The sequence below is a fragment of the Algibacter sp. Ld11 genome (assembly GCF_045066735.1).
GTDB lineage: Bacteria > Bacteroidota > Bacteroidia > Flavobacteriales > Flavobacteriaceae > Algibacter.
The window spans coordinates 221,428-243,623 of record NZ_JBISHH010000022.1; the positions used below are offsets into that span (position 1 = coordinate 221,428).

The 22,196-nt window shown below is 33.8% G+C and carries 14 protein-coding genes; all 14 read left to right on the forward strand.

Features of this window, described 5'->3' with window-relative positions; genetic code table 11:
- Position 1: 1 nt before the first annotated feature.
- A complete protein-coding gene (locus ACJJV4_RS09025; RefSeq protein WP_405293595.1) occupies positions 2 to 1,090 on the forward strand; it encodes a sugar kinase in 1,089 nt (362 codons plus the stop codon).
- Positions 1,091 to 1,104: 14 nt separating this feature from the next.
- Positions 1,105 to 2,130 carry a family 16 glycosylhydrolase gene (locus ACJJV4_RS09030; protein WP_405293597.1) on the forward strand — a complete coding sequence of 342 codons (1,026 nt, stop codon included), beginning with the start codon at positions 1,105 to 1,107 and terminating at the stop codon, positions 2,128 to 2,130.
- A 28-nt stretch (positions 2,131 to 2,158) separates the two neighbouring features.
- On the forward strand, positions 2,159 to 3,166 hold the full coding sequence (locus ACJJV4_RS09035; RefSeq protein ID WP_405293599.1) for a family 16 glycosylhydrolase: 1,008 nt from the start codon (positions 2,159 to 2,161) through the stop codon (positions 3,164 to 3,166).
- 65 nt (positions 3,167 to 3,231) lie between these two features.
- On the forward strand, positions 3,232 to 3,582 hold the full coding sequence (locus ACJJV4_RS09040) for a hypothetical protein (RefSeq protein ID WP_405293601.1): 351 nt from the start codon (positions 3,232 to 3,234) through the stop codon (positions 3,580 to 3,582).
- 570 nt (positions 3,583 to 4,152) lie between these two features.
- Positions 4,153 to 7,305 (forward strand): SusC/RagA family TonB-linked outer membrane protein, encoded by a 3,153-nt coding sequence (locus tag ACJJV4_RS09045; RefSeq protein WP_405293603.1) that lies wholly within the window; start codon positions 4,153 to 4,155, stop codon positions 7,303 to 7,305.
- A 36-nt stretch (positions 7,306 to 7,341) separates the two neighbouring features.
- Positions 7,342 to 9,096, forward strand: a complete 1,755-nt coding sequence (locus ACJJV4_RS09050) for a RagB/SusD family nutrient uptake outer membrane protein (RefSeq protein ID WP_405293605.1) — start codon at positions 7,342 to 7,344, stop codon at positions 9,094 to 9,096.
- Between the two features lie 300 nt (positions 9,097 to 9,396).
- On the forward strand, positions 9,397 to 10,569 hold the full coding sequence (locus ACJJV4_RS09055; protein ID WP_405293607.1) for a mandelate racemase/muconate lactonizing enzyme family protein: 1,173 nt from the start codon (positions 9,397 to 9,399) through the stop codon (positions 10,567 to 10,569).
- 5 nt (positions 10,570 to 10,574) lie between these two features.
- Positions 10,575 to 12,029 (forward strand): aldehyde dehydrogenase family protein, encoded by a 1,455-nt coding sequence (locus ACJJV4_RS09060; protein WP_405293609.1) that lies wholly within the window; start codon positions 10,575 to 10,577, stop codon positions 12,027 to 12,029.
- A gap of 100 nt (positions 12,030 to 12,129) precedes the next feature.
- Positions 12,130 to 13,965: an alkaline phosphatase D family protein gene (locus ACJJV4_RS09065; protein ID WP_405293611.1), complete on the forward strand. Its 1,836-nt coding sequence runs from the start codon at positions 12,130 to 12,132 to the stop codon at positions 13,963 to 13,965.
- 14 nt (positions 13,966 to 13,979) lie between these two features.
- Entirely contained in the window at positions 13,980 to 15,869 is a 1,890-nt protein-coding gene (locus ACJJV4_RS09070; protein WP_405293613.1) for a CRTAC1 family protein, read from the forward strand.
- Between the two features lie 114 nt (positions 15,870 to 15,983).
- Entirely contained in the window at positions 15,984 to 17,549 is a 1,566-nt protein-coding gene (locus ACJJV4_RS09075; RefSeq protein WP_405293615.1) for an MFS transporter, read from the forward strand.
- A gap of 26 nt (positions 17,550 to 17,575) precedes the next feature.
- The gene (locus tag ACJJV4_RS09080) at positions 17,576 to 19,060 is read left to right on the forward strand and encodes a family 16 glycosylhydrolase (protein WP_405293617.1); all 1,485 of its coding nucleotides are present in this window, start codon (positions 17,576 to 17,578) and stop codon (positions 19,058 to 19,060) included.
- A gap of 56 nt (positions 19,061 to 19,116) precedes the next feature.
- Entirely contained in the window at positions 19,117 to 21,108 is a 1,992-nt protein-coding gene (locus ACJJV4_RS09085) for a glycoside hydrolase family 127 protein (protein ID WP_405293619.1), read from the forward strand.
- Between the two features lie 86 nt (positions 21,109 to 21,194).
- Positions 21,195 to 21,941 carry an HpcH/HpaI aldolase/citrate lyase family protein gene (locus ACJJV4_RS09090; protein WP_405293621.1) on the forward strand — a complete coding sequence of 249 codons (747 nt, stop codon included), beginning with the start codon at positions 21,195 to 21,197 and terminating at the stop codon, positions 21,939 to 21,941.
- The last annotated feature ends 255 nt before the right edge of the window (positions 21,942 to 22,196 follow it).

The following is a 22,196-nucleotide window of genomic DNA, read 5'->3' on the forward strand; positions in this document are numbered from 1 at the left end:
TATGAATATAGTAGTAACATTTGGGGAAATAATGGCAAGAATAGCAGCGCCAGATAATTTGCGCTTAAGACAAACTCGTCAATTTGATGTAACCTATGCAGGGGCAGAAGGCAGTGTTGCTGCTTCAATTTGTAATTTTGGAGGTAAAGCACGTTATGTTACGGCGTTACCCAAACATTCATTGGCAGAGGCAACCATGGATGCAGTAAGAGCAGTAGGAGTAGATACGCAATATGTTTTAAGAACGAACGAAGGACGTTTAGGTCTTTATTTTCTTGAAACAGGAGCAAATCAACGTCCAAGTAATGTTATTTACGATAGGGCAGATTCTGCTATAGCAATTACACCTGCAGATCAATATGATTGGGATGCTATTTTTAAAGGTGCTAGTTGGTTACATTTAAGCGGAATTACTCCGGCACTTTCAGCAAACGCAGCAAATGCCACATTGGTTGCTGCACAAAAAGCTAAAGCTGCAGGAGCATCTGTTTCTATTGATTTAAATTTTAGAGGAAAACTTTGGAATTGGGATGAATCAAAATCTGCTCGTGAATTAGCACAAGAAACCATGCGCAAAATTTTACCTTTTGTAGATGTGGTGGTTGGTAATGAAGAAGATTGTCATGATGTTTTAGGTATTAAAGCAGGAGATACAGATGTGCACGCCGGAAAATTAGATACATCGCGCTATCCAGATGTAGCTCGCCAAGTAGTTAAACAATTTCCTAATGTAAGTAAAGTGGCTATAACATTACGTGAAAGCTATTCTGCATCTCATAATAACTGGGGAGCCATGCTTTATGATGCTAAATCAGATACCCCTGTTTTTGCACCTTTGGATATCGAGGGGAATTATCAATCTTACCAAATTAAAAACATTGTTGATAGAGTCGGTGGTGGAGATTCATTTGCAGGAGGTTTAGTATATGCTTTAACAACGCCAGAGTTATCTGAGCCACAAACAGCTGTTAAGTATGCAGTAGCAGCATCTTGTTTAAAACATTCAATAAAAGGCGATTTTAACTTTTCTACACGTTCGGAGGTAGAGGCTCTTATGGGAGGTTCTGGTTCAGGTAGGGTTGTACGATAATATTTAATATGTTCATGATTTTAGAAATAAAACCCAATAGAATATTCGTTTTAGGGTTTATCGCTCTATTAACTCTACAATTTAGCTGTTCTAGTAGTGATTTAGAAACCGATGAGGTGACTGAAGAGGAGGACGAGGTGGTAGTGATAATTCCTCCTGTTGATAATGAGCCGAATAGTGCTTATCCTTTGTCAGATCAATCTAACGTCGGACTATGGATTTTAAATACTGAAGTAAGTGATGAATTTGATGGTGTTACATTAGATGAAAGTAAATGGCTCATTCAAGGCAGAAATGGAGAGTTTCAGTCAAACTTTAAAGGTAGAGCGCCATCACAATTTTCAACAAATAATGTACGTCTAGAGGATGGTAAGTTAAAATTAGAAACGAGGTGGAAACCAGACTATAATTTTTCTCCAACCGTTGCAAGCGATGGTACAAAATATGAAAACGTAACAACAGCGGCAGTAATTACAAAACAAGAGTTTGTTTACGGGTATTTAGAAGTTAAGTGTAAAGCTGCCGATGCAGAAATAACAAGTTCTTTTTGGGGAACAGGTAATAATACAGAACTGGATTTTTTTGAAATGTTTGGGGATCACAGACAAGCTACTAAACTCATTAAGGATAAAGAGTTGTGGTGGTCTATCCACGATTGGTCAGCGGCAGGACGAGGAAAAACTACCTATACCGAGCATCACCAACTCGACTTTAGAGTAGCCGAAGCATTTCATGTTTATGGTTATGAGTGGAGTGCAGATGGAATCAAAATTTATTTAGATGGAGTATTGTTTAAAGACGTTCCTAAAGCAACTATTAACGCTTATAATGATGTTGCTAATGAAAACGGTGGTAATGGAGTAAACGAAAATTATGTGGTTACTAAGCCTATAAAACTTTGGTTTGATCAGGAAACATTTCCATGGCATGGCGTACCAAACAGTAAGGAAGATTTAGAATTAAATAGTCCGGATAGTAAAAAAAGCGATGGTATTGTGGATTTCGAGATTGAGTACCTTAGAGTTTGGCAAAAGAGCTAAATCTTATTTAATTTTAATACAATCAATAATGATACAAATAAAAACGATGTTCAGAATAGGGTTTCTTTTCATTTTCATAATGTTTATAAGTTGTGGAGGTCAATCAAAAACTGTAAAATATAATAAAAGTGTTTCCGAGGTATATCCATTCTCAGACCAGAGTAATGCGGGTAATTGGATGCTAAATACAGAAGCTAGTGATGAATTTGAAGCCTCAACAATTGATGAAGATCGATGGTATATTGTTGGAAAATTTGAAAACGGAAAACCTGTTTATAAAGATCCAGATTACCCTAATAAAAGAGTTTGGAAAGGGCGTGCACCTTCTCAGTTTTCAGGAAGAAATTACAGATTAGAAAACGGAAAATTAATTCTTGAAACTCGTTGGGAACCTGATTTTCCTTTCGCTGATGATAATAAACAAACTTGGGGCCCAGATAAAAAAGTTGAAAAATTTGAAAACTTAACGACAGCATGCTTCATTGGTCGTAAAAATTTTAAATACGGCTACATGGAAATAAAAAGTAAAGCTGCTGATGCAGAAATTACAAGTGCGTTTTGGGCAACAGGAAGTCAAACAGAACTTGATATATTTGAACAGTTTGGAGATCATCGTCAAAAAGGAAAAGAATGGAAAGACAGAGAACTATGGTGGTCTATTCATGATTGGAGTGCAGAAGGAAAAGGTAAAACAGTTTATACAGAGCGTTTAGATTATGGTTTTAGAGTCGCTGATGATTTTCATGTATATGGTATAGAATGGGATGAAAATGGATTAAAACTTTATGTTGATGGCAAACTATTTACACAAGCCACTAAAGAGCAAGTAGATGCTTATGCTAAAGAAAAAAACTTACATAACGGGTGGGTTATGGATGGTCCAATTCATATATGGTTGGACCAAGAAACATTTCCATGGCACGGTGTTCCAGATAGCAAGGAAGATTTAGAATTAAATAGCCCTGAAGGTAAAAAAAATGATGGCGTTGTAGATTTTGAAATTGAATATGTGCGCATTTGGCAGAAAAAACAATAAATGGTTCTATTATTGAATAATTAGATTAAATACAAACATTAATTATTAACATTAAATTTATTATAATGAAAAAAATTCTTTTAGTACTAGTATTAGTTATGACGGTTTCTGCAACTTTTGGACAGAATAAGTGGCATGTAGGTCAAAACGATAAGTTTGTCGCAGCTGCAACAACTGAATATAATTTAGATGAAGATCAACAAGAAACACTTCGTGAATCTAGGATGGATATGGTTAAAACTTATATTAGTTCTAACAAAGACTTTAAAGATGGAAAAATAACTAAAGAAGAGAAAAATGAAATCACAGGTAATTCTAGTAAAGCTTTTAACAGTACTATGGTAAAATTAACTGGTAAATCTTATAAAGAACTAAAGCCTTTTTTAGATAAAATGCGAGAGGCACTTAAAAAATAATTGATTTTTATAAATAAACCGGGTATGTAGTTACTATATATCCGGTTTTTAATTGGTTTTTAACTAAAACTACAGGAAATACCGATAAATAATTAAAACCATTTTTAAAAAGAATGCGCGAAGAATTAAAAAATCTTTAATAAAATAAAAACCGAAAGTTTAAGAAATCCTCAAGAAATAATTCTTGAGGATTTTTTTTCTTAATAAAAACAGGGCTTAATTATTAATAAACAATATATGAGGTAATTAATCTATAGTTTTGGGTAATTTTTGATAGGTGTGTCATATATGAATATACTAATTTAGATGAGCAAATTATGTTGCTTATTAATTAAGGTTTTATCAAATTATAATTAACGTATAAAAACAGATGTATATGACATAGACTTAACTGGAAAATTAACTAAACAAAAATCATTTAAAGAAAAAAGAATCGGCAAATGCTAGAACATTTACCGATTAGCTAAAATGATTAAAACTAAATTAAACCATTAAACTCAAAACAAAAATATGAAAAATCACCTTAATTTAAAGGGGAGCTCCCTTTATTCATTAAAGTTTGATTTAAAGATGAGACTTTCAATTTGTATTATGCTATGCTCTCTTTTTCAAATGAATGCAACTACTTTTACAGAAATAGAAACTCCAGAAATTGAATCTACTCAAAAAATAACGGTAACAGGTACGGTTTCCGATGCTAACGGACCATTACCCGGAGTTAATATTATAGTAAAAGGAACTACGGTAGGATCTCAAACAGATTTTGACGGACAATTTACTGTATCCATTGAAAACACAAATTCAGTACTTGTATTTTCTTATATTGGATATGTTACTCAAGAAGTTAAAGTTGGGAGTGATAAAAATATCAATATAGTCCTGGAGCAAGATACCGCAAAGCTGGATGAGATTGTTGTTGTTGGTTATACAACAAGAAAGAGAGGCGATATTACAGGCTCTGTAAGTACCGTGAATGCCGCTGAGATTCAAAATTCAGCAAATAAGGATGTTGCTAAATCTTTATCCGGTAAAGTTTCAGGTCTTATTGTTGCAGATAGAGGTGGTTATCCCGGTTCTACAAGTAGTGAAGATTTAACCTTGCTAATTCGTGGTGTTTCAACATTAGGAAACAATTCTCCGTTAATATTAATAGACGGTATTCCTTCAGGTTCTTTTCAACAATTGGCACCGCAAGATATTGAGTCTTTATCTGTTTTAAAAGATGGCGCCGCTGCTATTTATGGTACTAGGGCTGCAAATGGAGTTATTTTAATTACTACTAAAAGAGGTAAATCTGGTAAGCCTAAATTTAATTTCTCAACCCAATATTCAGTTTCTCAATTTTCTAATTTTCCATCACAAATGTCATCAGAGCAGTATGCCATTTATGAAAACGAAATAGCAGATAGAAATGGATCAGCATTGCCTTTTTCACAAACAGATATTGAAACATTTGCTAATGGTAGTGATCCTATAAATTTTCCTAATACGGATTGGGCAGATTTAACATTTGCTAGTACTTCGCCAGAAACAAGAAATTCATTATCTATATCTGGAGGAAGTGAAAACGTAAGTTATTTTGTAAGTGGAGATGCACTTAATCAAAAAGGTATTTATAGATCTGGCGATTTAAACTTTAAACAATACCAATTACGTTCTAATATAGATATTAATTTGTTTGAAGGATTTAAATTAGGTGTTGACTTAACGGGTAGAATAGGTGAGACAAATGAGCCTGGTGTTGATAGAGCAAACATATATAAACATATATATACAAATTTACCAACACAGGTTGGAATATATCCTAATGGATTACCTGGTTTTGGTGGTGAAAACGGACAAAACCCATACCTAATGGCTAGTAATGCATCTGGATTTACTAATAGAATTACTCATAATTATAGAGCTAGAATTTCTTATAATTGGAAATTAGATCAATATGTTGAAGGATTAAGTATAAGAGGTTTTGCTGGTCTTGGTCAAGTTAGTTATGAAAATAGATCTTGGGATAAGCCATGGTCATATTATCAACTGGTTAATGGTGAATATGAAGAATCTCAAGGATATCAAGTTAGTCCAGATAGAGTGCTACAAGATACTTTTAATAAAAGTAACCAAACGTTATTGAACACTACTATTCATTACTCAAAAACCTTAGGTGAAGATCATAATTTAAGCGCCTTTGTTGGATATGAAAATTCTTCAACTAAAAACCGTTCATTTTTTGCTCAAAGAACTGGTTTTAATTTAGAATCAATTGCAGAGTTAGATCTTGGGTCTGGTGATAATCAAACAAATGGGGGAACTTCTCAAGATTTCGGATTTGTTAGTTATTTTGGTTCATTATCCTACGATTTTCAGAAAAAGTATTTTATTGATTTAACAGTACGTCGTGATGGTTCTAGTAGGTTTGCTCCTGGAAACAAATTTGGTACTTTCCCTGGTGTAGCACTATCATGGGCAATAGATAAAGAATCATTCATGGAAAATGTAGACTGGATTAATGCTCTAAAAATAAGATCATCCTTTTCAAGAATGGGTAATGATAGAATTGACCAATTTCAATATTTAAATAGTTATGCTCTAGGTTATCCTACAAATGCTCAGGGTAATGGATGGTATCAACCTAATGGCTATGTATTTGGTACGCCTGGAGTAGCTTTAGGTGGTTTTGGTAGAAGTGTAGTTCCTAATGAACAAGTGACTTGGGAAACAGCAGACATGATGAATGTTGGATTGAGTTTTTCTTTATTTGATAGCAGGTTATCAGGAGATTTTAATTATTTCTACCAAAAGAGAACAGATATATTAGTAGGAAGTAGCGGTGTTCCAGATATTTCGGGGTTAACAGGAAGTGCTTTACCAGATGAAAATATAGGTGAAGTGAATAATTTTGGATGGGAATTTGAATTAGGTTGGAGAGATCAAATAGGAGAAGTAGATTACAATCTTGGTTTTAATTTTACTAATGCTCAAAATGAGGTAGTAACTCTTGGAGAATCAGATAATGTTCCTGATTATAGAAAAAGAGAAGGTAAATCTGTAAACTCTTATATAGTTTTCCCTACAGCTGGTATTTTTAGAGATCAAGCGCAAGTAGATGCTACGGCAGTAAAAAAAGATGGTACCGTAGAAGGAGAGCCTATTTATCTTGATACTAACGAAGATGGTGTGATAAGTGCTGATGATAGAATAAGAGTTGATACGTCGGCTATTCCAGAAATACAATATGGTATTTATGGGGGGATAAATTATAGCAATTGGAATTTTAATTTTCTTTTTCAAGGTCAGGCAAAAGCAGATGTGTTAGTGTTTTTTGATCAATCGGGAGCTAAACCAGATTTTGTGTTTAATGATAGATGGACACCTAATAACCGTGATGCATCATACCCAAGAGCATTTGCTCAAGGAGATACCTATAGTGCTGTGCAAAACCAAATAGCAGCTTCGGCGGTTAATAGTGGTTTTGAAGGTGCAGATTTGTATTTAAAAGATGCTTCTTTTTTAAGGTTGAAAGAAATTGAAATTGGTTATACACTTACAAAAGATGTTACAAAATTTGCTGATATTAAAATATCACTAAGAGGGTTTAACGTACTTACCATGTTCTCTGATATATATGATTTAGGTTTAGATCCAGAAGCAACAGGTTATAACAACTTTAGAAATAGTACATACCCGTCATTAAAGAGTTATACTCTCGGATTAAATATAAATTTTTAATTAGTTATGATAGTAGATAATTTAAAAAGACAACAAATGAAAAATATAAAAATTGCATCAATAACTTTTCTAATTGCTTTTTTTACAATCTTTGGTTGTGAAGATGTAATAGATGTAGAGCCTCAAGATAGGGTTACAGAAGTAGCTGTTTACGCCGATATTGAGCAAGTAGAAGCCTTAGTTTACCCAATGTATAATAGTACAGAAGGTTGGGCTATAAGAAGAAATGACTTTTGGGGACAAAGGATTAATATTGAAGGTGCTTCTTTCGAAGCTAAATTTAATTTTAGAGATTTAAATAGTATATACCAATTAAGAGCTGGTGGATGGTCTAAATCTAACGTTGGAGGATCATTTGCTGGAAAATGGCAAAATTATTGGTCTTACGTACAATCAACTAATGAGTTTTTGAGCAAAATAGATGAGAGTCCTGCTATGGCCTTAGATCCTGAAAAAGGAGAAGTTTTAAAGGCTGAAGTTCGATTTTTAAGAGCTAATTTGTATACTAAATTAATTAAATTCTTTGGAGGTGTGCCAATAATAACAGAGCCAGCGAAAATTACAGATAATTTTGAATATACTAGAAACAGTTACGAAGACTGTGTTAAATTTATTGTAGAGGAGTTAGATGCAGCAGCAGCAGTGTTACCAACAACACGTTCAGCGGCAGAATTTGGAAGAGCTACAAAAACAGCAGCTTTGGCAGTAAAATCACGTACATTATTATATGCAGCTAGTGATTTACATGACCCTAACCTTTTACCGCAAACAACTAATACAGAGCTTTATTCTTACCCAGTTACAAGTAAATGGGAAGATGCGGAAAATGCTGCAAAAGCCGTAATTGATATAGTAGGGGAAGATGCATTAATTCAAGTAGCAGATGCTAAAGAATATCAAGAGCTGTTCTTATCTCCAAATGAAAATATTATATTCGCAAGACCTTATGCTGCTGGTCTTTATGAAGTCGGGACAGGTGGGTTCAATGCTGCAAACTCACTTCCAGATCAAGCACAATCTCCTAGTGGTTATGGTGGTTGGGGATTATGTTCTCCAACGCATAATTTTGCTCTTGAGTTTAATTATGATGATGGTACTTCTACAGGAGGTATTACGCCAGCTAGTCCAAACGATAACAGAGAAATGAGATATTATGCCAACCTTAATTTTCAAGGTGCTGAATTTAGAGGGCGCCCTGTGGATTATGCATTAGCTGTAACTCCTAATGCCTCGACGCCTGATGGTTTAGATTCTCCAAATGGACTTGGTAATGTATTACATTCTTCAAAAACCGGTTATAATATTAGAAAGTTTCAAGATGAATCTTTAAGTGCTACTAATGGCATCTCTGCTAATCGGCCATATATCTTATATCGAGTAGCTGAAATGTATTTAAATTATGCAGAAGCTTTGGCTGAACAGGGTAAAGATGGTTTGGCAAGCACATACCTTAGTAGAGTATCAGTTCGAGGAAAACAACCAACTATTAATTTAACTGGTGATGCTCTTAAAGCTGCTATAAAAAGAGAAAGACGTGTTGAACTTTGTTTTGAAGGGCATAACTTTTTTGATGAGAGACGCTGGTTAAATGAAGATCATTTAGGGTTTGATATTAAAGGATTAAGATGGACGAAAGAAACCAATGGAGATCTAACTTTTGAAGAGTATTCACTTTTCGAAGATTCCACTCAAGGCAGATTATGGTTTGATAGACAATACTATCTTCCTATACCAGAAGGCGATTCAGAAATAGTACCTACTTTAATTCAGAATGATGGTTATACCAACTAATTTGTTTTAACATATAGTAGTTAGTCATTTTTAAAATACCGAAGGTTATGCCTTCGGTATTTTGCTTTATACGAATATTTTATACAATGTAAATAATGCAAAACTTGTTAATATGTATTATTTTTAATGGTTTCCTAAATTACACAATAAGGTAATATTGATTATCTAAGGGATAAATTGCAAGGGTATCGAGAACTATGGATGATTTATTTTAGTATAAAATTTAATGGTACGTTTTTTTATTATTAACTAAATGTACTATTGTTAATTAGCCAAAAGATTTAATATAAATTATAAGACATGGTAATTGAAAAAATAGAGGCATTTGTATTAAAAGATAAACTGTCAAATAGTTTCTTCTTTTCTCAATGGGAGTATTCAGAACGATGCATTTGTGTTGTAAAAGTTACGGCTTCAGATGGGACTTATGGATGGGGAGAAGGTTATGGACCAGCAACATTAATAGAATCAGGAATTAAGTTGTTAGAACCTATTGTTTTGGGTGAAGATCCGTTGCAAAACGAGGTTATTTGGAATAAAATGTATCGAAAAACTCTAGATTTTGCCAGAAGAGGAGTTTTAATGGCTTCTATTAGTGCAATTGATATTGCTATTTGGGATCTAAAAGGTAAAATACTTGGATTGCCAATCTCTACCTTATTAGGTGGTGCTCACAGAACGAAAATAAGACCTTACGCTACAGGTTTGTATTTTACCGACCATGATAATCCAACTAAAGATTTCGAAGCAGAAGCTAGGTTATATATTTCTCAGGGTTTTAAATCTATGAAAATGAAAGTTGGCTTGGGTATAAAAGCCGATGTAAAGAATGTAAAAATGATGCGAGAAATAATTGGGCCAGATATCCAGTTAATGGTGGATTCTAATCATGCGTATACGTTAAGAGAAGCTACCGAGCTTGCTAAAAAAATTGAGAAATATGATATTAGTTGGTTTGAAGAACCAATTTCGCCTGAGTTTTACGGGCAATATAACGAGTTGAGACAAAAAACAACCATACCGATATCTGGAGGTGAGTGTGAATATTTGAGATTTGGTTTTAATGAATTAATAAAAAACAAATCTGTAGATATTCTTCAACCAGATATTTGTGCTAGTGGTGGGCTTACAGAAGCGAAAAGAATAGCCGCTTTAGCAAGTACAAATGGTATCGATTTAATTCCTCATACATGGGGAACATCTATAGGATTACATGTCGCATTACATTTTATTTCTAATATCGAGTCTATTCCGGGTAGAATGTATCAACCAGATTTTTTAATAGAATTTGATCAAACAGAAAATGGACTTAGAGATAATTTATCTTTTCCAAAGTTGGAAATGAAAGACGGTATGCTAGAAGTACCAAATAGACCCGGATTAGGTATTGATATTGACGAAGAAGTGCTACGTAAATATTGTGCAAATAATTCTACAGATAAAACTATAATTGAAAAAATATTAAAAAAATAAACAAAATGAAAACTCAAAATTTTGGTTACAAAAAGCTTTACATTGATGGTCAATTAATTGATTCGGCAAGTGGAGAAAGAGAAGATATTATTTGTCCTGCAACGGGAGAAGTAATAGCTCAGGTAGCTAAAGCTGGAAAAGTAGATGCAGAAAAAGCATTATTATCATCTCAAAAAGGTTTTAAATATTGGTCTAAATTATCTTTAGAAGAAAGAACAACTTGGATGCTAAAATTACGTGCCGCTATTTTAGAAAAAGAGCATGAATTAAAAACAGCAATGGTGCATGAAATGGGTAAAACCTATGCAGGATCGCAAGAGGATATTGATAGACTTACCGAAGCGTTAGAGTGGTATCCTAATGCCATGAAAAATTTAAGAGAAGAACAAATTCCAGATTATGAGGGAACACATACTCATAAAATGATTTCTAAACCAGCGGGAGTTGCTATTGCTTATTTAGCATGGAACTTTCCTTTATTAAATGTAGGATACAAAATAGGACCTGCGTTGGCCTCTGGTTGTTCGCTAATTATTAAACCATCTTCATTATCTCCATTATCTAGCTATATGGTTGGCGAAATTTTACACAGTATTAATTTCCCTGCAGGAGTTGTTAATATTTTAGCTGGTTCTAGTAGAGAGGTCGCTACACCAATGACAACAAGTAAAATTCCGGCAGTAATAACTATGATTGGATCTACACAAACAGGTCAAAAAGTAATAGCAGATAGCACAACGTCAATCAAAAAATTAGGAATGGAATTAGGTGGTAATGCTCCTTTTATTGTTTTTGAAGACGCAGATTTTGAAACTGCTTTAAATTTAGCAATTATATTGAGATTTCATAATACAGGTCAAATTTGTGTGGCTGCCAATAGAATATTTGTACATAAAAATATATACGATAAATTTTTAGAAGCCTACGTAAAAAGAGCTTCAGAATTAGAAATAGGTTTTGGTATTAAAGAAAATAAAGGTGTTTTCATGGGGCCTTTGGCAAGTAGCCAGGCTAGAGACAGAATGTTCGAATTAGTTGAAGATGCTGTTAGTAAAGGAGCAACATTAGAATATGGTGCTAAAATCCCTGAAGATTTACCAAAAGGTGGCTATTGGATGCAACCAACAGTAGTTTCTGGTATTACAACAGATATGAAATTGTTTAGAGAAGAAACTTTTGGGCCAGTAGCAGGTATCATGTCTTTTGAAACGGATGATGAGGTTTTAGAATTAGCAAACGATACAGAATTTGGTTTAGCATCTTATATTTTTACTAATAACCATAATCGAATTGAAAGATTTACTGAAGATTTAGAGTTTGGTGAAATTCAAATAAACGGTGTTAAATATGCTATATATTTACCTCATGGAGGCTTTAAGAATAGCGGTATTGGGCACGATTGTTCTCACTTAGCATTAGAAGATTATTTAGTTAAAAAACGAGTTTCTATAGCACTTTAACTATTAAAAACTGTTTAGAATGAGGTTGTAAAATTGATTTTGAAAAACTAACCTCATAAATTAGATATTCAACAATTTGAATATTTAAAAAATTGCAATTATGAATAAACAAATTTCAGCTGTTATAATGTTGTTTTTTTTTACAACTATAATAGTAGGGCAGGAATTTATTTCTATACCAACAAACATAAAAAAAGAAGATAGAATTGCATTTACGCTTTACACAGTTCACGAAAATACTTTAAAGCTTACTGCACAATTTTATCCTATTATTAATTTTGAGCCTTTTGAAGCTTCTTTAGAAATAGAGGAAAATGGTAAATGGGTTAAAAAAGCAACGGCACCTATTAGGTACCCCGGATATACGTCACTTTTTAGGTTAGAAAACTGGGATGATACCAAAGAGATTAACTATAGGGTTGTACATAACAATAAAGCTTTTTATGAGGGTATAATTCGTAAAAATCCGATTCATAAAGATACTTTTACGTTAGCCGCGCTAACCTGTAATTCTGTTTATCCACAACATGGAGGCGATATTTCTAGAGACGATATTGTTAGTAATTTAACCAAATTACAGCCCGATTTAATATTTTTCTCAGGCGATCAAGTATACGATCACAGTCAGCATTACATATACTGGTTAAAATTTGGAACGGACTTTAAAGAGTTGTTAAGAAATACACCTACAATTTGTATCACCGACGATCATGATGTTGGACAAGGAAATATTTGGGGAGCTAGCGGTAAAAAAACAGAAACGAGAAGCGGTGTTTCTGGTGGTTACTATATGCCAGTAGAGTATGTGAAAGAAGTAGAAAGAGCGCAAACGAGTCATTTACCAGATGCATACGACCCAACCCCTATTGAACAAGGCATAGGTGTATATTATACCGATTTAAAATGGGGAGGGATTAGTTTTGCTATTTTAGAGGACAGAAAATTTAAATCAGGTTTATTAGATTTACCTAAATACGCCCCAGACATTTTTCCTGATGGCACAAGAGATGCTCTTTTTGATCCTAATGTTGACACTAGAAAACTTGATATTCCTGGAGCAAAATTACTAGGCGATCGTCAATTAAAATTTTTAGAAGATTGGACAACCGATTGGGAAAATGCCGAAATAAAAACGGTTTTATCGCAAACCGTATTTGCTATGGTAAACAATTATACAGGAAAACACGATCGTGAAATTATTGCTGATTTTGATACCAATGGTTGGCCGCAAACCGGTCGAAATAAAGCTTTAGCTGTTATTAGAAAAAGTTTTTCGCCTATGATTGCCGGAGACCAACATCTAGCAACTTTTGTAAAACATGGTATTGATGATTGGGGAGATGCTGGTTACTCTTTTGTAACACCTGCAATTGCTAATTATTGGATGCGTTGGTGGGATCCAAAAGAACCAGGCAAGAATAAAGCTAAAGATGCACCGTATTATACTGGTGAATTTTTAGATGGCTATCAGAATAAAATTACTGTAGAGGCTGTGGGAAACCCAACGGAAGCGCAAAAAGAAGAAGGCGGAAAATTATCTACAAGAGTTGCTGGGTTTGGTGTTATAAGATATGATAAGCCAGATAGAACTATCACTTTTGAATGCTGGCCAAGAAATGTGGATATTATGGATCCTAACCAAGAACAGTACTCAGGTTGGCCTATAACCATTTCACAATTCGATAATTTTAATCCGAAAATATCTTTTCAATTACCAACATTAGAATTATCTAAAGAAGATCAAGTCGTTACAGTAAAACATAGTGCAACAAAAGAAGTTGTTTTTTCAGTAAGAATTAATGGTAAAACATACCAACCCAAAGTATTGGAGCTTGGCTCTTATTCCATAGAAATTGGAGAAGGAGATACACCAATTACATATTTTGATATACAAGCAGAAAAAACGAATCGTAAAAAACTGAAGGTTAAGCTTTAGACTAAATCATAAAAATGAAACAATTAAAAAAAATAAATATCACTTGTTGTAAATTAGCAGTATTAGTATCATGCACTTTTTTTGGCACTTCAATTAATGCACAAACTACACCTTCGAATAATGCATTTGCGGAAGTTTTTGAAGAATTCCCAAGACAAGAGAAGAATTTAAGAAAATGGGACGCACCCGTGATTGCAGATTTAGATCAAGATGGATATCAAGACCTCTTAATAAATGATCATGGTTATGGTGTTCAAGTATGTTGGAACAATAACGGTAAATTCGAAAAACCATATGACCTTATAATGGGAGATTTACATGGTGTTTCTATTGGTGATTTTGATTTTGATGGAAACTTGGAAGTTATAATGTCTCGAGGAGGAGGTTCTGGTAGCAATGCACGAAACTCGAAAACATTTAGAGTGACAAAAAAAAGAGAGTTTATTGCTTTGCCTGATTTTAATGTGCCATTAGAGTTAATGAGAGGCAGAACCTTACAGTTTTTTGATGGTGATAATGATGGCGATTTAGATTTACTAAATTTTGCGTTTCCGGGGGCAGAAAAGAAAGGTGCAAGTGAAAACTATGTATACAAAAATGATGGTAATGGAGAACTTATTCTTCACTCTACACTACCTGTAATAAAATCAAATGGGCAAAAAACATTAGTTACAGATTTTAATAACGACGCTATTTTCGATCTGGTAATGTACGGCGTTGGAAACGTAAAAGCTTTCAAAGGTAATGGAGATTTAACTTTTACCGACGTTTCAAAAGAAGTACTTCCTTATGATATTAAAAATGTAACAGGAATAGCTGAAATTGATTTTGATAACGATGGCGATTTAGATTTATATTTTACAAGAGGAAATGCCTTTGAAATTGGAGAAGCATTTTTTGATAAAGAAACAAAGACCTTTGGTTTTTTTACAAAACGTGGTGAATTTAATTTTGAAATGCCAATAGGAGATGTTTTACAATTAGAAAATTTTCAATCGCAATGGCCAAATAATGATACTTTTTACATCGGAGAGGCATCTTATGATTATAAGTTAGAAGGTGAAACACATTCTGGTAAAAATATTAGTTTGGTTAATAGCAATGCACTTGGATTTCCAGATAATACTAACTTCAAGGATAAAACGGGTTGGTACATTGGTTATATAGGAAATAAAAAATGGAGAATTTCTGGATATCTTTGGGCACCAGGAACTGGTATTGTTCATGGCGTAGAAAACTATCCAAAGTATACTCATCCAGAAGCATTAAACGATGTTTTATTAGAAAATAAAGGTCGAAAACTTGTCGATGTTACGAAAGAAAAAAATGTTTTTGAGGCATCAAATAATGAAGGTGTCACTATAGCAGATTTTGACAATAATGGCTTTCCAGATATTTTAATTACAAAAAGAGGAGATTTAATTCATACGAATGAATCTGTTATTTTTCTGAATAAAGGAAAGTCTGGTTTTGAAAAACTAAGTAACCATCAAATTATTTCTACAGAATTAGGAGCTATAGGAATGGCTGTCGAAACTATCGATTATAATCAAGATGGTAAAACAGATGTGGTTTTAGGTAACGAAAGAGGGCTGTGGCACTTATTTAAAAATGAATTACAAGAAGCTAAAGATAATAACTTTATTACCATTGAAGTAGGAAATACTAATTCAGGAAAGGTAACGGCTTTAGGAGCTAAAGTCGAAGTGAAATCGTGTAATAATATACAAATACAAAGGGTAGGTTCTACAGGAGCTCAATATTCACAAGGGTTTAACAATTTTATGAATTTCGGATTAGGAAAATGTACGGAAGCCGTTAAAGTAAAAGTAACTTATACCAATGGAGAAACTCTTGAAAAAGTAGTTGCTAGACTTAATTCAAAAGTTTTAATTGGAAAGTAAGTTTCATTTTAACGAACCATGTAAAGTACATTCGCGATAAAATAATATAGCTAAATAGAAAATTAATTCTATCAGAAGATATGCTAACAAACAAACTAATAAATAAACAACCTTATGAGTTCATTCAAAAAAAACGCCTATAAATACTCTACCATTGTGGCAATGGGTGGTTTTGTTTTTGGGCTTGATGCTGCTTTAATTTCTGGAGCGTTCAAATTCATTACAGCAGAGTTCAATTTAAATGAGTGGCAAGTTGGTGCTCTAGGGTTTGGACCAGGAATAGGGGTTTTAATAGCCTTGCCATTAGCAGCGTGGGCCAGTAATAAATACGGACGGAAAGCAACTTTAAAAGTTATTGCTGCGCTGTATTTAATATCGGCGTTAGGCTCAGCTTTTGCACCTTCTTTTGTTACATTATTCGCGGCGCGTCTTCTTGGTGGTTTAGCATTTAGTTCAATTACTTTAGCAGCCATGTATATTGGAGAAATAGCACCTGCCGAGTTTCGAGGCAAGTTAGTGTCTATGACTCAAATTAACATCGTTATTGGTCTTACAGCAGCATATTTTATCAATTATTGGATACTTCAAAATACAAACTCTAATGCGGAATGGGTAACCGCCATTGGATTAAAGCAATATACTTGGAGATGGATGCTAGGTATTGAAATTGTGCCAGCTTTTATTTGGTTTGGATTACTCTATCTGGTTCCTCGTAGTCCAGCTTGGTTGATATATCAAGGTAATTATGACGAAGCTAAAAGCACATTATCCAAAGTTGTTCCAGAAAATGAAATTGATGTGCATGTAGCAGAAATGAAACTTAGTGTTGAAGAAAGTAATCAAGATAGATCAGTAGGAAGTCAGATGAAAGAAATCTTTAGTAAAAAGATGACTATCGTTACAATTGTAGCGTTTACAATGGCTATAGTGCAACAATCTACGGGTATCAACGCTGTTATAACGTATGCACCAACAGTAATGGAGCAGTTGGGTTTAGGAGAACAAGCAGCATTTCAACAAGCTATTTGGATTGGTTTGGTAAGTATTGTTTTTACCATAATATCGTTGGTTATGATAGATAAAGCAGGAAGGCGCCCTATGATGATTTCCGGATTAATTTGGGTGATTTTAAGTCTTGGTATTTGTGCTTATGGTTTTGGTTCTGCAAAATATGAAGTTACAGATAAAGCTATTGCAGAAATGCAACACATTCCAGATGTAAATAAATTATCGTCGTTGGTGGGAGTCTCATTTGCTACAGATATAGAATTTAAGGCAGCCATAAAAGGTGTTATGGGAGATATTTCTGCCAGAGACAATTCTAGTATATTTCTGCAAAAATCGGCAGTGCTTAATGCAACCTTAATTTTAATAGGTATTTTAAGTTTTATTGCAGCCTTTCATTTTTCTGTCGGACCAATTATGTGGGTCTTACTTTCAGAGATTTTTCCAATTTCGGTAAGAGGTATTGCTATTCCTTTCTTTGCACTTCTCTCTAGTACAATAAGCGCTTTAACACAGTTTTTGTTTCCATGGCAACTTGCAAACATGGGGGCGAGCACTATATTTTTATTTTACGGAGGTATTGTTTTTGTAGGTTTAATAATTCTTTATAAATACCTGCCAGAAACTAAAAATTTGACCATAGAGGAAATTCAATTAAAACTCGAGAAAAAATAGTGTTAACCTCAATATATATATCTAAAATGAAACCTATTAAATTTTTTATTTTCACAGTAATAAGTGCAATTGTATTTTTTAATGTGAGTTGCCAAAAAGATAAAAAGGCTGAGGAAATTGCTGAGAAAATAATTAATAAATCAATGGTTCTCCCTTTTTCAGATCCAACCAATAAGGGAGAATGGATATTAAATGAAGAGGTTAGCGACGAATTTGATGGTACTACTATTGATACAACTAAATGGTTTGTAGAAGGCCAAAATGGCGATTATTACATATGGAAAGGAAGAGCGCCATCGCAGTTTGTCCCACATAACGTTATTGTTGAAAATGGAATTTTGAAACTTAAAACACAATGGGAACCCAATTTTAAATTTGCTAGTGAAAGTTATGCCGATGGAAGTAATAAAGATGCTTACGGTTTGCATGAAGGAAACCCTATGCCTGTAACAACCGCCGGTATAGTAGGGAAAAAGCGTTTTTTAAATGGCTATATGGAGGTCAAATCTAAAGCGCCAAAAGCAGCAATGACTGCCGCATTTTGGGCTATTGGTTATGAGCAAGAATTGGATATGTACGAGCAGTTAGCTGTGCCAAAGATTGAAGGAACCATAAAACATAATACTACAAGAACGGTTGTGCATGATTGGAGTCCACCAGCTGTAAGGCCAACAAAAGCATTTGGTTACGATGATATGTTGCCTTTTACAACTTCAGATGATTTTCATGTTTATGGTGTAGAATGGGGCGAGGATTATTTAAAAATTTATAGAGATGGTAAGTTTGTGAAATCATTTTATCAAGATGAATTAGGGACTGATTGGGTGCTAAATAATCCCATGGAGATATGGTTAGATTCAGAGATTTTTAAGTGGTTAGGTGTTCCTCATAAAGAGGAGTTACCTGCAACTTTTGAAGTGGAATACATGCGTGTTTGGCAAAAAGCATCAGATAATTTATTAGTCAAAGACAGGGCTTTTTTCGGGTTTGAAGGTCCAATACTATTTGAAGAAAACCCGAGACCTTTGACTATGGTTCCTGAAGATTCTAATGCAAACGACTATCAAAAATTTTGGTTATTTAATGAAGGTTCTTCGAAATATTTAAAAATTACCGAAGGGCATTACGCAAGCGGCGTTGAAGCGCTTCAGTTTTTTGGATATGGAAAAAATGAAAAACTTGAAGTAGAAAAAGTTCAGGCAATAAGCCCGGAAGGGGCTTTAAACCTACCAGATGGAGATTTCAACTTGTCTATGAAAGTTTGGTTAGATCAAGGTAGAATTACAGATTCTATTCATGTGACATTAACGAACCCTAAAACAGATATAATTTTTTCAGGGTTAAAAAAGCTTCCTAGAAAAGAATGGGTAACCATTGAATCTATTGTTTCAAGAATAGAGGCATCAGCTAAAGATGATGGTATAATTTTAGAAATTCGTAAAGAGGATTTACCTGATACCAAGGCTGCAAAATTATTTATAGACGATATTGTAATTAAAAAAATAAAATAAAACATAATAAGAACCGAGATTCTCTCAGTACGTTTCTTAAATAAAAATTAAATCTAATGAGTAGTACTTCAAACATGCATAGCAACGCCATCACCAATAATTCGCAAAGTCCATTTGTGAAATTGAAAAGTATCAATTTTGGAGATTGTTCATGGACAAAAGGGTTCTGGGCAGAAAAAGTGAAATCTGCAGGAGATAAAATGCTTCCGTATATGGGAGATTTGTTGTGTGGCGATATTGGTCACGGATTAAACAATTTTAAAATTGCCGCAGGAGAAAAAGAAGGTGAGCATAAAGGGTTTTACTGGCATGATGGTGACTTCTATAAATTTATGGAAGCTAAAATGTATATTTATGGGCTTACTAAAAATGAGTCTTTATTAAAAGAATTGGATGAATATATTGCTGTTATTGGGAGGGCACAAGAAGAAGATGGATATATCCATACACATGTTCAAATAACAGACGGTGTTGACAGATTTGAGAATAGAAAATATCACGAAATGTACAATTTTGGGCATTTGTTTATTTCAGCATCGGTTCATTTTAGAATTACAGGACAGCGTAATTTTTTAGATATTGCTGTTAAAATGGCTAATTTACTGCATGCGTATTTTATGCCAGACACCAAACATTATCAGCGTTTTGGTTTTAATCAAACCCAAATAATGGGGCTGGTTGAACTATATAGAACAACAAGTGATAAAAAGTATTTAAAGCTTGCTGAGAAATTTATTAATAGAAGAGGAACATTTGAAATAAAACACGATTCTACAACCATAGGTTATCCTATCGGAGATATGGTGCAAGAAAGAACGCCTCTTAGAGAATCTGAAGAAGCCGTAGGTCATGCCGTTTTAGCCTTGTATTATTATGCTGGTGCGGCCGATGTTTATGCTGAAACTGGTGAAAAAGCATTAATTGATGCCTTAGATAAATTATGGGAGAACGTAACAGGAAAAAAAATGTATGTTACAGGAGCTGTAGGACAAGCGCATTATGGGGCTTCCACTAGCTTAGATATGATAGAGGAAGGGTTTATCGATGCTTATATGATGCCAAATATGACGGCTTATAATGAAACATGTGCAAACTTATGTAATGCCATGTTTAGTAGTAGAATGATGTCGATTCATGCCGAGTCTCGATATGCAGACATTATTGAATTAGTGCTGTATAATAGTGGATTATCAGGGATTGGCATTGATGGAGAAGATTACTTCTATTCAAACCCATTAAGAATGGTAAACAATTCTAGAAATTATGATTCTCATGCAGATGTTACTGAAAGTCCGGTAAGACAACCATATTTAGAGTGTTTTTGTTGTCCTCCAAACTTAGTTAGAACTATTTGTAAAAGTTCAGGATGGGCTTATAATCTATCTGAAAACGGTGTTGCGGTAGTATTATTTGGTGCCAATAATTTAGATACAACCATGTTAGATGGTTCAACATTAAAATTATCACAAGACACAGAATATCCTTGGAAAGGTTTGGTAAAAATAACGGTTGATGCATGTAAAGATTCAGCGTTTGACATTAAAGTTAGAATTCCAAAATGGGCAGTAGGAAGTACCTTAAAGGTAAATGGCGAAGCTACCGGAGTTGACTTGATGCCAGGGACTTTTGCTACAATCAATAGAATTTGGAAAGCCGGTGACACGATTGTTTTAGATATGCCCATGGAAGCCACTTTAATTGAAGGTCATAACAGAATTGAAGAAGTACGCAATCAAGTAGCGGTTAAAAGAGGGCCTATAGTATATTGTATTGAAACACCAGATTTACCAAAAGGCACAAGTATTTTAGATGTCTATTTAAATGGAAATACGCCTTTAGAAGTTTTGCATAAACCAGAATTTTTAGGAGGTGTTACAACTGTTAATGTGGAGCTCTTATTAAGAAAAGATAAAAACGGAGACATGTACCAAACGGTTACTAAACCAAATTTTGAACCTTTTAAAACGCAGTTAGTCCCTTATTTTGCATGGAGTAATAGAGGTCAAGCAGAAATGACGGTATTTATTCCAGTAATTTGGGAAATTTAAATCACAAAATATTCTTCTTAAAAAAATGTATTCAATGTCATTAAAGAAATTAACGTGCTTATTAAATTAGCAAAAAATAAAACCAGATGGGTTTATTCGATAATAAAAAATATGTAGTAGGACCATTTATAAAAATAAGTGATCCGGCTTTAGTTGAAGTGGCTGCATTTGCGGGTTTCGATTTTGTGATTATAGATTTAGAGCATGGCCCCAATTCTATACAAACTATTCAAAATCATATTAGGGCTGCGCAGGCTAAAAATATAGTTCCAATAGTTAGAGTTCCAGAAATTAATGAAAACATGATTTCTAAAGCATTAGATATAGGAGCGACTTACGTTCAAGTACCTCAAATTGAAACTGCAGCAGATGCAAAACGTGTAGTTAAAGCTGCTAAGTTTTTCCCTGAAGGTTCTAGAGGTGTTTGTAGATATGTAAGAGCTGCGGATTATGCCTCAATGCCAAAAGAGAATTATTTTGGAGGTGCAAACAAAAGTACAGGTGTAATTATTCATATTGAAGGTAATATAGCCTTTAAAAACATTAACGAAATTTTAGAAGTTGATGGTATTGATATAATATTCATTGGGCCCTATGATATGTCTCAATCATGTGGTGTACCAGGGCAGGTTAATCATCCTAAAGTGATTGCGCAGATGAAAGAAATAGTAGAGAAGGCGTCGCGTCTAGGGAAAGTAGTCGGAACATTTGTTGAAAGTCCCGAATCTGCTAAACAATGGATAGACCTTGGTGTTAAATATATTTCTTATGCAGTAGATGTTGGAATTTTTTATGATGCTTGCAAGGGGATTGTAGAAAGAGTGAATGCATAATGTTTAAAATTTTTAATAGTATTATTTTTTTATAAAAATCAATAAATTTTGATAACAGCTTATACTTTTAATTAGATAAATTGAAAGTTATAAAATCATAATATTTATGCTTAGAATTCTAGGTGTAAATATTATGGACTAAACTTTTTTAAAACCTCTACTCATTTTCTATTCAATATAGTTTGATACCTGCCAAATAAATATTATTTAAGTAAGCCTAGCGATGAAGCTAATAGTCGTCTCAAATTAACTTTG

Bases quoted from the DNA above. Each gene is read 5' to 3' on its own strand.
- ACJJV4_RS09045 (WP_405293603.1), top strand. From the start codon at position 4,153: ATGAGACTTTCAATTTGTATTATGCTATGCTCTCTTTTTCAAATGAAT.
- ACJJV4_RS09040 (WP_405293601.1), top strand. From the start codon at position 3,232: ATGAAAAAAATTCTTTTAGTACTAGTATTAGTTATGACGGTTTCTGCA.
- ACJJV4_RS09085 (WP_405293619.1), top strand. From the start codon at position 19,117: ATGAGTAGTACTTCAAACATGCATAGCAACGCCATCACCAATAATTCG.
- ACJJV4_RS09080 (WP_405293617.1), top strand. From the start codon at position 17,576: ATGAAACCTATTAAATTTTTTATTTTCACAGTAATAAGTGCAATTGTA.
- ACJJV4_RS09060 (WP_405293609.1), top strand. From the start codon at position 10,575: ATGAAAACTCAAAATTTTGGTTACAAAAAGCTTTACATTGATGGTCAA.
- ACJJV4_RS09070 (WP_405293613.1), top strand. From the start codon at position 13,980: ATGAAACAATTAAAAAAAATAAATATCACTTGTTGTAAATTAGCAGTA.
- ACJJV4_RS09030 (WP_405293597.1), top strand. From the start codon at position 1,105: ATGATTTTAGAAATAAAACCCAATAGAATATTCGTTTTAGGGTTTATC.
- ACJJV4_RS09090 (WP_405293621.1), top strand. From the start codon at position 21,195: ATGGGTTTATTCGATAATAAAAAATATGTAGTAGGACCATTTATAAAA.
- ACJJV4_RS09050 (WP_405293605.1), top strand. From the start codon at position 7,342: ATGAAAAATATAAAAATTGCATCAATAACTTTTCTAATTGCTTTTTTT.
- ACJJV4_RS09075 (WP_405293615.1), top strand. From the start codon at position 15,984: ATGAGTTCATTCAAAAAAAACGCCTATAAATACTCTACCATTGTGGCA.
- ACJJV4_RS09035 (WP_405293599.1), top strand. From the start codon at position 2,159: ATGATACAAATAAAAACGATGTTCAGAATAGGGTTTCTTTTCATTTTC.
- ACJJV4_RS09065 (WP_405293611.1), top strand. From the start codon at position 12,130: ATGAATAAACAAATTTCAGCTGTTATAATGTTGTTTTTTTTTACAACT.
- ACJJV4_RS09055 (WP_405293607.1), top strand. From the start codon at position 9,397: ATGGTAATTGAAAAAATAGAGGCATTTGTATTAAAAGATAAACTGTCA.
- ACJJV4_RS09025 (WP_405293595.1), top strand. From the start codon at position 2: ATGAATATAGTAGTAACATTTGGGGAAATAATGGCAAGAATAGCAGCG.